Annotated in this window: 14 protein-coding genes; 4 read left to right on the top strand and 10 right to left on the bottom strand. The window is 69.8% G+C overall.

All coding sequences use genetic code 11. From position 1 onward, the window contains the following. Positions 1 to 98 precede the first annotated feature (98 nt). From OIE40_RS00825 to OIE40_RS00815, 3 genes are read right to left on the bottom strand one after another with little or no spacing between them, the layout of a single operon-like run. Positions 99 to 608: a flavin reductase family protein gene (locus tag OIE40_RS00825; protein WP_264698887.1), complete on the bottom strand. Its 510-nt coding sequence runs from the start codon at positions 606 to 608 to the stop codon at positions 99 to 101. Beyond that, a complete protein-coding gene (locus tag OIE40_RS00820; protein WP_264698885.1) occupies positions 605 to 1,507 on the bottom strand; it encodes a DNA-3-methyladenine glycosylase family protein in 903 nt (300 codons plus the stop codon). Before OIE40_RS00820 ends, OIE40_RS00825 begins: the two co-directional genes overlap by 4 nt. A 33-nt stretch (positions 1,508 to 1,540) precedes the next feature. Beyond that, a complete protein-coding gene (locus OIE40_RS00815) occupies positions 1,541 to 2,326 on the bottom strand; it encodes a hypothetical protein (protein ID WP_264698883.1) in 786 nt (261 codons plus the stop codon). Between the two features lie 148 nt (positions 2,327 to 2,474). Here OIE40_RS00815 and OIE40_RS00810 point away from each other — a divergent pair, with 148 nt between their 5' ends. Then, a complete protein-coding gene (locus OIE40_RS00810; RefSeq protein WP_319805183.1) occupies positions 2,475 to 2,861 on the top strand; it encodes a globin in 387 nt (128 codons plus the stop codon). 100 nt (positions 2,862 to 2,961) lie between these two features. On the opposite strand, the gene OIE40_RS00805 is transcribed toward OIE40_RS00810, so the two are convergent. From OIE40_RS00805 to OIE40_RS00790, 4 genes are all read right to left on the bottom strand, one after another. Continuing rightward, a complete protein-coding gene (locus tag OIE40_RS00805) occupies positions 2,962 to 4,107 on the bottom strand; it encodes an MGDG synthase family glycosyltransferase (protein WP_264698881.1) in 1,146 nt (381 codons plus the stop codon). 133 nt (positions 4,108 to 4,240) lie between these two features. After that, positions 4,241 to 5,116, bottom strand: coding sequence for an amino acid ABC transporter ATP-binding protein (locus OIE40_RS00800; RefSeq protein WP_264698879.1), 876 nt, complete (start codon positions 5,114 to 5,116; stop codon positions 4,241 to 4,243). A gap of 1 nt (position 5,117) precedes the next feature. Further along, the gene (locus OIE40_RS00795; protein ID WP_264698877.1) at positions 5,118 to 5,942 is read right to left on the bottom strand and encodes an amino acid ABC transporter permease; all 825 of its coding nucleotides are present in this window, start codon (positions 5,940 to 5,942) and stop codon (positions 5,118 to 5,120) included. A gap of 76 nt (positions 5,943 to 6,018) precedes the next feature. Next, entirely contained in the window at positions 6,019 to 6,855 is an 837-nt protein-coding gene (locus OIE40_RS00790) for a transporter substrate-binding domain-containing protein (protein WP_264698875.1), read from the bottom strand. 161 nt (positions 6,856 to 7,016) lie between these two features. Between OIE40_RS00790 and OIE40_RS00785 the strand changes: the two genes are divergently transcribed. Then, positions 7,017 to 7,388 (top strand): DnaJ family domain-containing protein, encoded by a 372-nt coding sequence (locus OIE40_RS00785; protein WP_264698873.1) that lies wholly within the window; start codon positions 7,017 to 7,019, stop codon positions 7,386 to 7,388. Between the two features lie 119 nt (positions 7,389 to 7,507). On the opposite strand, the gene OIE40_RS00780 is transcribed toward OIE40_RS00785, so the two are convergent. Beyond that, complete coding sequence (locus OIE40_RS00780; protein ID WP_264698872.1) at positions 7,508 to 7,654, bottom strand: hypothetical protein; 147 nt, start codon at positions 7,652 to 7,654, stop codon at positions 7,508 to 7,510. Between the two features lie 102 nt (positions 7,655 to 7,756). Further along, positions 7,757 to 10,090: a sodium-translocating pyrophosphatase gene (locus OIE40_RS00775; RefSeq protein ID WP_264698871.1), complete on the bottom strand. Its 2,334-nt coding sequence runs from the start codon at positions 10,088 to 10,090 to the stop codon at positions 7,757 to 7,759. A 217-nt stretch (positions 10,091 to 10,307) separates the two neighbouring features. Here OIE40_RS00775 and OIE40_RS00770 point away from each other — a divergent pair, with 217 nt between their 5' ends. Further along, the gene (locus OIE40_RS00770) at positions 10,308 to 12,029 is read left to right on the top strand and encodes a glycerol-3-phosphate dehydrogenase/oxidase (RefSeq protein ID WP_264698869.1); all 1,722 of its coding nucleotides are present in this window, start codon (positions 10,308 to 10,310) and stop codon (positions 12,027 to 12,029) included. 33 nt (positions 12,030 to 12,062) lie between these two features. Here OIE40_RS00770 and OIE40_RS00765 read toward each other — a convergent pair whose 3' ends face one another. Beyond that, positions 12,063 to 12,485 (bottom strand): HIT family protein, encoded by a 423-nt coding sequence (locus OIE40_RS00765; RefSeq protein WP_264698867.1) that lies wholly within the window; start codon positions 12,483 to 12,485, stop codon positions 12,063 to 12,065. A gap of 130 nt (positions 12,486 to 12,615) precedes the next feature. On the opposite strand from OIE40_RS00765, the gene OIE40_RS00760 reads away from it, so the two are divergent. Next, complete coding sequence (locus OIE40_RS00760; RefSeq protein ID WP_264698865.1) at positions 12,616 to 12,951, top strand: hypothetical protein; 336 nt, start codon at positions 12,616 to 12,618, stop codon at positions 12,949 to 12,951. Positions 12,952 to 12,953: the final 2 nt, after the last annotated feature.

Genomic DNA, 12,953 nt, shown 5'->3' with positions numbered 1-12,953 from the left:
GCCGCGTCCTTTCGGCAAACCCATCGAGTGCACTAAACCCCGATGTTCGCGTTCTCATCATCGCGAATTCGCCGCATTGCCGCTCGTCGGACGGATATTCACAATTGTCGGTAATTTCCGCGCACATAGGCGACGGGTGCGACTCCTTCGTCGATCTCGATCGCCTCGACCACCCCCCGGACGAGCATCGACCACCCCGTCTCGACCGGTTCGGCGGCGAGCCGTGCACCCAACCACCCCGGCGACGTGGCGAGCACGGGACCCCAGTCGGTGTCGCGCCACTGCGCCAGCCGGAACGGACCGCCGGGGGCGGGGGCCAGGCCGGCCATCGCGTCCGCCAGTTGACGGTCGTCGTGCGCCAGCAGGCTGACCGCCCACCGGTGCTGCCCGATGACCGCCTCGAACAGTTCCGAGGCGGGGTCGATAAGGCCGATCACCTCGCCCGGTTCGCCGTCGGCAACGACCACCGACGAGACCGTCAGGCCGGCCGGGCGTGGCTCGTTGTGCGCCGCCCAGATGGTCACCGGCGCCGGGAGCCGGCCGCGGAACCGGCGCAGCGGACGCCGCGGCTGGCCCGTCGCGAAGGGGTGCGTGTCGTGGATGGTCACCCGGCCAAGTGTGTCAGCCCCCCGGAGGGCAGACGCTGGGCGGCCGCGCGGATGAGCACCATCGCCCAGGCACGCACCGGCCGCCAGCCCTCGGCCAGCGTGCGCAGCGCCTCGTCGGCGCCCGCGTCGACGCCGTACAGGTCGGCGATCAGGGCTCGGCTGGTCGGTTCGGCGGTCGGCAGGGCGTCGTCGAGGCCGGTGGCCCGCACGCTGATCAGCTGGCTGTAGAAGGGCCCGATGCCGGGCAGCGTCTGCAACTCGGCCTCGGCGGCCTGCTGGCCGAGGGCGGTGAGGTGGTCGACTCCGAGGCCCCCCTCGATCGCCCGCCGCGCCACTGCGTGCAGCCTGGGCAGCCGGTCGGCGGGCAGCCCGGGCAGGGCGTCCAGTTCGAGCAGCCGCCGGGGGCCGGGCAGGCAGCTCACCTCGGCCCCTGCAACGTCGAGGACGCGGCCCTGTTCGCGGTTCAGCCGCTCGCGCAGCCTGATGCCCTGGCCGCGGGCGCGGCGGGCGCTGATGATCGCCCATACCGCCGCCTCGTAGGGCGAATGGAACAGCACCGGCCGCAGCCCGGGTGCGGCCGCCTGCAGGGCACCGATCACACTGTCGCGGGCGCCCAGGGCGGCGAAGTTCTCCGCGGCCGGCGTGCAGGAGATGATCCGGCCCACCTGGGCGGCGATGACGGCGGGGTCGGCGTCCGACTCGATGGTGAGCTCGAGGGTGTCGCCGTGCTGGCGCACGGCCACCCCGGCGGCGGTTTCGTAGTCGCCGTCGACGCGGAAGGCGAGCCGGAGCACCCCGTCGAAGGACTGTTCGTCACGATGCCCGAACCCGAACAGGGCCGACTCGCGAAGCGAGAACGGCCCATGGGTGGGCAGGCTGACCAGCACTGGCTGCGTCATGGCGTCAGCATCGCCGACGGCTCCGACAGTTTGTCACTCCCCTACGGGCGCGGCCTCCGTCGCAGCCTCCTGGGCCACCTCGGTCTCGGACGGCTCGGCGCTGGGCTCGGTCGTCGCGGACTCGGTCGGCGTCGCCGTGGGCGTCTCGGACGCGGTGGGCGTCGCCGAGGGCTCGGTGCTGGTGCTCTCGGTCGGGGTGGCGCTGGCGCTCGCGCTGGGGGTCGCGCTGGGGGTCGCGCTCGGCGTCGCCGAGGACCGGCGCTGCCCGATCGTGGTGCCGCTCTGCCCGTCCAGGGTCTGGCCCGTGCTGACCTCCCAGCCGGTGATCAGGCCCATCGCGATGACGAAGGTGGTGGCGGCGGTGACCAGGACGCCGCCGGCGATGGCCACCGGGCGCTTCCAGCCGGCGGGCCGCTTGGCCGCGGCACCCCGGACCGGCGTGGCGGGGCCGCTCGTCGTGGCGGGACGGTCACTGTCGGACGCGATGGCGGTCTGCTGTAGGGACGACTCCTGGGTGTCGCCCTCGTCGGTGACGGTGATCACCTCGGTATTGCCGTCCGGGTCGCGCAGCACGATCTTCTTCACGCCGTCGCGGGTGTTCTCCAGCCCCCGGGTGTAGAGGGCGCCGGCGACACCGGCGACCACACTGGCCACCGCGGCGCCGCCCAGGGTGCCGGCCACGCCCAGGTTCGAGCCGACGGCGGCACTGGTCACCGCCGCCAGGGCGCCACCGGCCAGCTGGATCGGGTTGAACAGCTTCGATTTCTCGTCGGCCGTCGTCGCTGCGGTCTCGGTCTTGTCTGTCTTGGTCTCAGTCACTGGTTCACTCGTCTGCACTCTGCCGGATGGTGCCGGGGAAGTTCTTTCGGACACCTCTTCCAGAGTAGTCAATGCGACCAATAATCCCAAAGCCTGGTGTGTCGCTCACAGGTTCATGGGCGTGTTTCTCAGGTTCTAGGCTGGTCGGGTGGAGACGGCGCAGAGCATGTACGACCGGGTGGGCGGGCACGAGACCTTCGTCGCGTTGGTGGACGCCTTCTATGCCGGGGTGGCGACCGACCCGCCGCTGCGCGCGCTCTACCCGGAGGATGATCTCGGCCCGGCCGCCGACCGGCTGCGGATGTTCCTCGAACAGTACTGGGGCGGGCCCAAGACCTACGGCGAGCAGCGCGGCCACCCCCGGCTGCGGATGCGCCACCTGCCGTTCGCCGTGACCCCCGACCAGCGCGACCGCTGGCTGCGTCACATGCTGGCCGCCCTCGACGGCCTGCACCTGGACGCCGAGGCCGACGAGGCGATGCGAGACTACCTCGTCCGGGCCGCGCAGTTCATGGTGAACGCCTTCGACGAGTGACCCGACGGGCCCGGTGCCTTGTCATTCCTGCGTGCCCCGGGATCTCTGCCCGACGCGCCGAAAGGGATCCCCGGCATCCCCCGGGATGAGGGACGAGCCGTCACCGCGCCGGGCTGTACACCCCGACGCGGTCCGCGATGATCCGGGCGATTTGGCGGGCGGCGTCCGGCTTGGCGACCCGGCGGCTCGCCTCGGCGGCCTTGGCCAGCGCTGCCGGGTCCTCGACCCAGCGGCGGACGGCGTCCACCACCTGGTGCGGACGTGGCGCCCACACGCCCGCCTTCTTCTTGACCACGTAGGCGACGTTGCCGTCCTCCTGGCCGGGCAGCCGGGCGTAGATGACCAGCGGCAGGCCGGCGATGAAGCCCTCGCTGATCGTGCCCGGGCCGGCCTTGGTGACCAGCATGTCGGACGCCGCCATGAAGTCGGGCATCTGCGTGGTGAAGCCGTAGATGTGGTGCGGCATGGTCCAGTCGAGATCACGCAGGCGCTGCTGCAGGGCCTCGTTGCGGCCGCAGATGGCGACCAGGGTGGCCTTGAGCCCGGCTTCGTTGATCGCCTTGACCACGGCCTCCATCGGACCCATGCCGTCACCGCCGCCGACCACCAGGATCACCGGCAGGTCGCGACGCCAGCCCTGCTCGTCGCGGAACTCCATCGGGTCGGCGGGCGGGACGCGGAACCGTTCGGCGGTCGGCAGCCCCACCACCCGGACGTTCCCCTCGGGGATGCCGTACTCCTCGGCCACCTCGCGGGCCTCCTCGGTGGGCACCACGACCAGGTCGGCGCGCCGGTCGAACCAGAAGGCGTGGGTGGTGACCATGTCGGTGACCACCGTCATGAACGGTGTCGGGTTCGACTTCATCGTGCGCAGCATCGCAGTGTTCACCAGCGGGTGGACCGAGACGATGATGTCGGCCTGGTTCTCCCGGTACAGCCGGCGGATCGACCGCGCCACGTAGGGGAACAGCACCCGTATCACCGCGCGCGAGCGGCGCTTGCCGTCCGTCGTCCGGTACGAGATCGCCCACGTCTCGGGGAACTTCGTCATCGGCGGGTACATCTCTGGGGCGTAGCGCAGCGGCGCCGGCAGGTAGTCGCGGAAGACGTCCACCATCTTGCAGTCGAAGGTGTCGGGGAACTCCAGGCCGAGCGCCTCGATCAGCGCCAGGGTCGCCGAGCGATGCCCGCCCCCGGTGTCGGAGAACAGGAAGAGCACCCGCTTGCGCGCAGACGGCTCAGCCATGGGTCTCCTCGCTGTGGACGGCTTCCGCCCAGCACCCTATCGCCGGGACGCCGCGGGCAGGCACAGGCCCGGCGGCGGGCTCGGCAGGGGCCGACTCGGCGTCGGAACGCAATGTGGACCGGACGCCGGGGCGTCAGTGCGTCGGCGGGTGCAGGTCCTGCGACGAGCCCTCGGAGTCACGGACACCGTCGACCTCGTGTCGCTTGGCGTAGGCGGCGTCCTCTTCGCCCGGGTCGGCGTGGGTCGGGTCGAGCACCCGGCGCAGGAAGGTCTTGGTCCGCTCGTGCCGCGGGTTGCCGATCACCTCGTCGGGCGGGCCCTCCTCGACGATCACGCCGCCGTCCATGAAAATCACGCGGTCGGCGACCTCGCGGGCGAACGCCATCTCGTGGGTGACCACCATCATGGTCATGCCCGAGTTGGCCAGGTCGCGCATGACCGACAGCACGTCGCCGACCAGTTCGGGGTCGAGCGCCGAGGTGGGCTCGTCGAACAGCATCAGCTCGGGGTCCATGGTGAGCGCCCGTGCGATCGCCACCCGCTGCTGCTGGCCGCCGGACAGCTGGGCGGGGTAGGAGTGACCGCGGTCTTCCAAGCCGACCTTCGCGAGGTTCTCCAGTGCGAACTTCTCGACGTCGGTCTTCTTCTTCTTGAGCACGTTGATCGGCGCGATCGTGCAGTTGTCCAGCACGGTCAGGTGCGGGAAGAGGTTGAACTGCTGGAAGACCATGCCCATCTTGGTGCGCAGGTCGTCGAAGAAGGCGTCCGGGTCGGTGATCTCCTCGTTGAGGATGAAGATCCGGCCCTTGGTCGGCTGTTCGAGCAGGTTCACGCAGCGCAGCAGGGTCGACTTGCCCGAGCCGGACGGACCGATCACGCACACCACCTCGCCGCGGTGGATGATCGTCGAGATGCCCTTCAGCACCTCGACGTCGCCGAAGCTCTTGTGCAGGTCGTAGATCTGGATCTCGTCGTCGCGCAGACCAGTCGGAATCGTTGTCGTGGTCATGTCACCGTGCCTTCGTAGCTTGGGCTTCCAGCCGCCGAACCAGGAAGGTCAGCGGCAGCGTGATGATCAGATACGACAGGCCGGCGATAACCAGCGGCGTCAGGTTCGCATAGGTGGTGGCGAGCTCACGGCCGTACTTGGTCAGCTCGTACGCCTCGCTGGTCAGGCCCAGCACGTAGACCAGCGAGGAGTCCTTGGTGAGCAGGATCAACTCGTTGGTCAGCGGCGGTGTGACGATCCGGAACGCCTGCGGCAACACGATCTTCTGGGTGGCCATGCCGGCCGGCATGCCCAGCGACCTGGCCGCCTCCAACTGCCCCTTGGGCACGGCCTGGATGCCGGCCCGGATGGTCTCGGCCATGTAGGCGGCCGCCACCAGCCCCAACGCCATCCACACCGCGCCGTAGGGATCGAGCGGTAGCCGCAGGCCCGGGATCGCCAGCGGCAGCAGGCTGAACGCCATGAACACGATGATCGCCGGAACACCGCGGAAGAACTCGATGTAGATGCTGGCCAGCCAGCGGTTGACGGCCACCGACGACAACCGCATCAGGGCGAGCACCGTGCCCAGGATCAGGCCGAAGATGAACGCGCCGATCGTGTAGATGACGGTGTTCAGGAGTGCCCGACCGAGCTCGGGGGCGATCGTCTTGGCGATCACGTCCGGCCGGAAGAACACGTTGACCATCTGACGCCCGTCGACGAACAGGACGCCGAGCAGCACGATCAGTCCCAGGCCGGCGTACTGGATGATCCGGGCGCGCTGGGCGCGCTTCCTCGGCGACAGCCGCTTGCGGGCGGGCGCATCCGCGGTGGTGGTGGTCACGTGGCCTCCTGGCGGTGGTGGGGACTACTGACGGGGCTGCCCGCGTCCAGGTCGGACGCGGGCAGCCGCTCACGGATCAGGCCTGGGGCTCCGAGCCGAGCCACTTCTTGTAGATGTCGTTGTAGCTGCCGTCGGACTTCGCCGCGGTGATCACCTCGTTCATCGTGTCCACCATGGCGGTGTTGCCCTTTTGGGTCAGGAAGCCGTACTGCTCACCGGTGTCGAACTCGGTGACCACCTTGGTGGTGGGATTCTCCTTGGCGTAGTCGAAGACGACGCCGTTGTCGTTGACCGCGCCGTCGACGGTGCCGGCCTGCACGGCGGCGAGCTGCGAGGGCATGTCGTCGAACACCTTGATGGTGTAGCCGTTGGCGTCCTTGTTCTTCTCGGCGTAGATCTGGCCGGTGGTGTCGGTCTGGACGCCGAGCACCTTGCCCTTGAGCCCAGCCAGGTCGGTGATCGTTGCGTCGGACTTCACCAGTAGCGCCTGGGTGGCCTTGAAGTACGCGTCGGAGAAGTCGACGGCCTGCTTGCGCTCGTCGGTGATCGTCACGGCCGCGGCCCCGACGTCACACTTCTTGGCCGCGAAGACCGCACCCGAGGTGATCTGGGAGAAGTCGATGTCGACGATCTCCTGGGTGACCCCCAGCTTCTTGGCCACCAGGTCCATCATGTCGACGTCGAAGCCGACAACCGTGCCCGAGTCGTCCTTGAACTGGAACGGCTTGTAGGACAGGTGGGTGCAGACCAGCAGCTTGCCCGGCTCGATCAGCGACACCGCTCCGCCGGACGCGGAGCCCTCGGGGGCCGCGGTGGTCGGGGTGCTGTAGTTGGCGCAGGCGGCCAGGCCGGTCAGGCCGAGCGCCGCGACACCCGCCAGGGCGGCGCGAACGCGCTTGTGACTCGAAAACACGATCTCTCCTCGATTGAGCGAACAACTGCTCGGCATACTGGCGCAGCATTGTTACAGCGACAATGCGGAGCGCCGATTGAGACCCGCCTGTGACCTTGGGCCGGGCGAGCGCGCAATCCCGCCGACGGCGTGGGAGGTGGTCGACGCCTACGCTGGACGCCGTGCAGTACGAGTCCTGGATCGACCGGCAAATCCGCGAGGCGATCGAGCGCGGGGAGTTCGACAACCTGCCGGGCGCCGGGCAGCCGCTGCAACTGGATCCCGATGAGGATTGGTGGATCAAGGCGAAGCTGAAGCGGGAGAACCTGGAGCCCGTGCTGCCTGGGCCGCTGATGCTGCGGCGCGAGGCCGAGCGCATCCAGCAGACGCTCGACGACGTCCGCGACGAGAGCACCGCGCGCGCCATCGTCGAGGACCTCAACAGCCGGATTCGCGAGCACTACCTGCGGCCCGCGCTCGGGCCGACGGTCGTCGTCCGGCTCGTCGACGTCGAGACCGAGCTCGCCACCTGGCGGCAGCGCCGCACGCGCTGAGATCGGCCTGAAATGGGGACGGTTCCTTTTCAGGCCGGCCGGGCTGAGAGAGCCGAGCTCGGCGTCGTCCAGGGACTTCCGATGAGAATGGCCTGAAATGGAACCGTCCCCATTTCAGGTCAGCGGCGGATGAGGGCCCCGACCGGTTGGCTGCGGCCCACCTCGAGTGCACGCCCGGTGGGCTGCTGGCGCGGTTCGGCCTGCACCTGTTGAAGGCTGCCGTTGCGGATCGCGGCGGTGATCGCTGCGGGTTCGTTGCTGAACATGGTCCCCCCCGTGGTTGATGTTCACCACTAGGAAACACCCACCCGGCGTTTTCGTACCCGTCGCGGCGACGCCTTTACCGCTTTGTGACCTGCGGTCGTCGATCAGCGGTCTGCGCTGCTGACCTCGGCGGCGTCCGGCTGGTCGTCGACCAGGTGCATCTCGTGCTCGAGGCGGCCCTCGACGTCGACCTTAGCGGCCCTCACCCGCGACCAGACGACGCCGCCCATGGCGATCAGGCCGGCCACGGTGCCGATGGCGATCCGCAGCACCGGGTTGGCGCCCTCGCCGACCGACAGGGCCACCACGGCGGGGGCGATCAGCACCGCCACCAGGTTCATCACCTTGATCAGCGGGTTGATCGCCGGACCGGCGGTGTCCTTGAACGGGTCGCCGACGGTGTCGCCGATCACGGTCGCCTCATGCGCGGGCGAGCTCTTGCCGCCGAAGCGTCCGTCCTCCACGATCTTCTTGGCGTTGTCCCAGGCACCGCCGGAGTTGGCCAGGAACACCGCCATCAGCACCCCGGCGGTGATCGCCCCGCCGAGGAACCCGGCCAGCGGTCCGACACCCAGACCGAACCCGACCGCGATCGGGGCGGACGCCGCCAGCAGGCCGGGCGTCGCCAGCTCGCGCAGCGAGTCGCGGGTGCAGATGTCGACGACCCTGCCGTACTCGGGGCGCGCCTCGTGGGTCATGATGCCGGGGATCTCGGCGAACTGCCGCCGCACCTCGAACACGATCGCCCCGGCGGCCCGGGTGACGGCGTCGATGGCCAGGCCGGAGAACAGGAACACCGTCGCCGCCCCGAGGATGACCCCGACCAGCGTGATCGGCGACACGATCTCGTAGGTGAGCATCGATTGGACGATGGCGCCACCGGCCAGCTCGGTGAGCGAGCCCAGCGAGTGGTTCACGGCGTCGGTGTAGGAACCGAACAACGCCGTCGCGGCCAGTACTGCGGTGGCGATCGCGATGCCCTTGGTGATCGCCTTGGTGGTGTTTCCGTCGGCGTCCAGGGCGGTGAGGATCGCCTCCCCCTCTTCGTCGACGTCGTGGCTCATCACCGCGATGCCCTGCGCGTTGTCGCTGACCGGACCGAAGGTGTCCATGGCGACGATGACGCCGACGGTGGTGAGCAGCCCGCAGCCGGCCAGGGCGATCATGAACAGCGACAGGATCATCGAGCCGCCCGAGATCAGGAACACTCCGCAGATCGCGGCGGCGATGATGCCGGCGGTGTAGACGGCCGACTCGAAGCCGACGCCGATGCCGGACAGCACCACCGTGGCCGGGCCCGTCAGCGAGGTACGGGCGACGTGGATGGTCGGTTTGGAATCGGTGCCGGTGAAGTAGCCGGTCAGCCACAGGATGACGCCGGCCAACACGATCCCGATGGCGACGGACGCCGCGGCCATCAGCCGCGGGTCGCCCGGCAGGTCGCGGACGGCGTCCGGAACCGCGGGCAGGGCGGCGAAGGTGGACGGCAGGTAGATGAACGCGGCCAGGGCGGCCAGCAGGGCGCCGGCGACGGCCGAGGTGTAGAAGCCGCGGTAGATGGCGCTCAGCCCGGACTCCTCACCGCGGATCTTCGTCGTGGCGATGCCCAGCACCGCGGTCAGGGCGCCGATCGCCGGCACCAGCAGCGGGAACACCAGGCCCTGCTCGCCGAAGGCGGCCCGGCCCAGGATGAGCGCCGCGACCAGGGTGACGGCGTAGGACTCGAACAGGTCGGCGGCCATGCCGGCGCAGTCGCCGACGTTGTCACCGACGTTGTCGGCGATCGTGGCAGCGTTGCGGGGGTCATCCTCGGGGATCGATTGCTCGACCTTGCCGACCAGGTCGGCGCCGACGTCGGCGGCCTTGGTGAAGATGCCGCCGCCGACCCGCATGAACATGGCCAGCATCGCTGCGCCGAAACCGAAGCCCTCGAGCACCGAGGGGGCCTGGTCGCGGTAGATCAGCACCACCGCGGCAGCCCCCAGCAGGCCCAGGCCGACCACCGACATGCCGACCACGCCGCCGGTGTTGAAGGCGATCTTGGCGCCGTGCCGGCGTCCGTCGGGCTGCATCGCGGCTGCCGCGACCCTCACGTTGGCGCGCACCGCCAGCCACATGCCGAGGTAACCGATCGCGGCAGAGAAGCCCGCACCGAGCAGGAAGAAAAGAGACCTGCCGATCTTCACCGACAGGTCTCCGGGCAGCAGGAAGAGCAACCCGAAAGCGATCACCGCGAACACACCGAGGGTGCGGAACTGGCGGTTGAGATAGGCCGAGGCACCCTCTTGCACCGCCTGGGCGATCTCCTGCATGCGGCTGGTGCCCTCGTCCTCGGCGAGCACCTTGCGTCGCAGCCAGACCGCGTACAACAGGCTCACCAACGCTATGGCGGCGATGGTGGCGACGATCGCCAGGCTGGTCGCGCCCAACTGCAGCATGCATCCTCCTCGACCCGCGGCTTGTGGCCCGGCTCATGTCTCTCCCCCTTCGGTGCGGGAGATTGTCGGAGTCTACGGGTGAACCTGTGCGGTCGCACACCAGACCGGCGACTTCCACGCCACGAATATGTGAACGGTCCGGTTGCGTAAATCTGTGGCCTCTAGTTTGATCGGAAGTCGGGGTGTTCCATCCCCGCACGCGATCCCAGGAGGGCCGATGTCCGTCACCGCCATGAACCCCGCCAGCCGCGCCGACGCCCTGCGGTGGCTGGCGGCCGACGAACTCGACGTGCTCGTCGTCGGCGGCGGCGTGACCGGAGCCGGCATAGCCCTGGACGCCGTCACCCGAGGCCTGCGCACCGGCATCGTCGAGGCCCAGGACTGGGCCAGCGGCACCTCCTCACGCTCGAGCAAGCTGGTGCACGGCGGGTTGCGCTACCTGCAGGCACTCGACTTCAAGCTGGTTAACGAGGCGTTGCACGAGCGCGAGTTGCTGCTCGACACGATCGCCCCGCACCTGGTCAAGCCGGTGTCGTTCCTGTACCCGCTGACCAAGCGGTTCGTCGAGCGCCCCTACGTCGCCGCCGGCATCACGCTGTACGACCTGCTGGCGCGGCTCGGCGCGAAGGCGACGTCGCCGTTCCACCGGCACCACACCCTGGCCGGCGTGCGGCGACTGTTCCCCGACGTCCGGCCCGACGTGATGGTGGGTGCGATCCAGTACTGGGACGGCCGGGTGGACGACTCGCGGCTCACCCTGACCCTGGTGCGCACCGCCGTCCAGAACGGCGCGTTGGCCGCCAGCCGCACGAAGGTGACCGACTTCGTGAAGACGGGCGGGCGGGTCAGCGGGGCGCTGGTCACCGACCTGGAGAGCGGTGAGCAGTTCACCGTCCGGGCCCGGCACGTGATCGCGGCCGCGGGGGTGTGGACCGAGACCACCCAGGATCTCGCCGAGGCCGAGGGCGGGCTGAAGGTGCTGGCGTCCAAGGGCATCCACATCGTGGTGCCGAAGGACCGCCTCGACGGCGAGGTCGGGTTCATCCTGCAGACCGAGAAGTCGGTGCTGTTCATCATTCCGTGGCAGCGCTACTGGGTGATCGGCACCACCGACACGCCCTACCACCAGGACTTCACCCACCCGGTCGCCTCGGCGTCCGACATCGACTACGTGCTCGAGCACGCCAACGTGGTGCTGTCACGTCCGTTGACCCGCGACGACGTGATCGGCACCTGGGCGGGCCTGCGCCCGCTGCTGCAGCCGGCCACCAAGGGCGACGGGACGGCGTCCACCAAGGTGTCGCGCGAGCACACCGTCACCGAGGCGGCGCCGGGACTGGTCACCATCGCCGGCGGCAAGCTGACCACCTACCGGGTGATGGCGCAGGACGCCGTCGACTTCGCCTTGGGCGAGGCTGCGCGGACGTCCCCGTCGCGGACCGCGAGCACCCCGCTGCTGGGGGGGTCCGGCTACCGGGCGTTGGTGCCGCGGGCGGCCGCGCTGGGTGCCGAGTTCGGCTGGGACGAGGCCCGGGTGCTGCACCTGCTCGACCGCTACGGCAGCGAGCTGCACACCCTGATGGCGCTGTGCCGCGAGCAGGCCGACCTGGCCCGGCCGCTGGAGTACGCCCCCGACTATCTGCGGGTCGAGATCGCCTACGGCTGCAGTCACGAGGGCGCGCTGCACCTGGAGGACCTGCTGGTCAACCGGACCAGGCTCACCTACGAGATCGCCGATTCGGGGCTTGCCGCGCTGCCCGAGATCGCCGCCCTGGCGGCCGAGCGGCTGGGCTGGGACGACGCCCGCCGGCAGGCCGAACTCGACGCCTACGGCGACCGGGTCGAGGCCGAGCGGGCCGCCGCCGAGCAGCCGGACGACGCGTCCGCTGCCCAGGCCCGCGCCGCCGCCCCCGAGGTGACGGACGCGGTGCACGCCTGACCTGAAATGGGGACAGTCCCCATTTCAGGCCGCTCAGCCGGCTGCCGCCAGCGCCTCACGCAGCAGGGTGGCGTACGTCGCCGCCTCGTCGTCGGCGTATTTCGTGCGGGGCCAGAAGAACCCGCGTAGCCCGTCCCCCTTCGAGCGCGGCACGACATGGACGTGCAGGTGCGGCACCGACTGGCTGACCACGTTGTTGATGGCGACGAAGGTGCCCTGGGCGCCCAGCGCGGGGCCCATCGCGGCGGCGATCCGGCGGCAGGCTCCGATCAGCGGCAGGACGAGTTCGTCGGGCAGGTCGAGCAGGGTGTCGACGTGCCGCGTCGGGCAGACCAGGACGTGACCCTTGAACACCGGACGGTGATCGAGGAAGCCGATCACCTCGTCGGTCCGCAGCACCACCTCGGCCGCCAGGCGGCCCTCGATGATGGCGCAGGCGATGTCGGATTCGGCCATCGCGCCATTGTGGCAGCCGGGCGCACGGCCGTGTCCCCCACATGGGAACTTCCCGGCCGACCCCATGGCTTGGCACACTGTGCCGGGCAGGGCCACGAGTGACGGACCTGGAGCAACGGGGGAACTTAATATGACACGCGATCTGACGATCGTGAGCGAGCGCGCGCTCACTGCCGACGCGCTCGCCGCGCGCATCTCGGCAGTGCATCAGGGGAGGCCATGGCGGGTCACCGACGCGGGCGGGGCGCTGGAGGTGCTGCATTGCGACCAGCCACTCCTGCGGGCGACGCCCTCGGTGAAGCTGGACGGGGACGACGGGGCCGCGCAGCCGGCGACGACACTGCCGCGGGGGCGGCTGTGGCGCACCGAGCTGAGCGTCATCAGGTACGACGAACCGCTGGCGGTCGAAGTTGCGCGGGCCGTCGCCTGGGAGATCGGCGGCAACCTGATGGGCCTGCCAGACTGAGC

Source organism: Micropruina sonneratiae (assembly GCF_025972045.1).
In the GTDB taxonomy this organism is placed as follows: Bacteria; Actinomycetota; Actinomycetes; order Propionibacteriales; family Propionibacteriaceae; genus Micropruina; species Micropruina sonneratiae.
The sequence above is the reverse complement of the archived record's forward strand: the minus strand, read 5'-3'. Positions and strand labels throughout refer to the sequence as shown.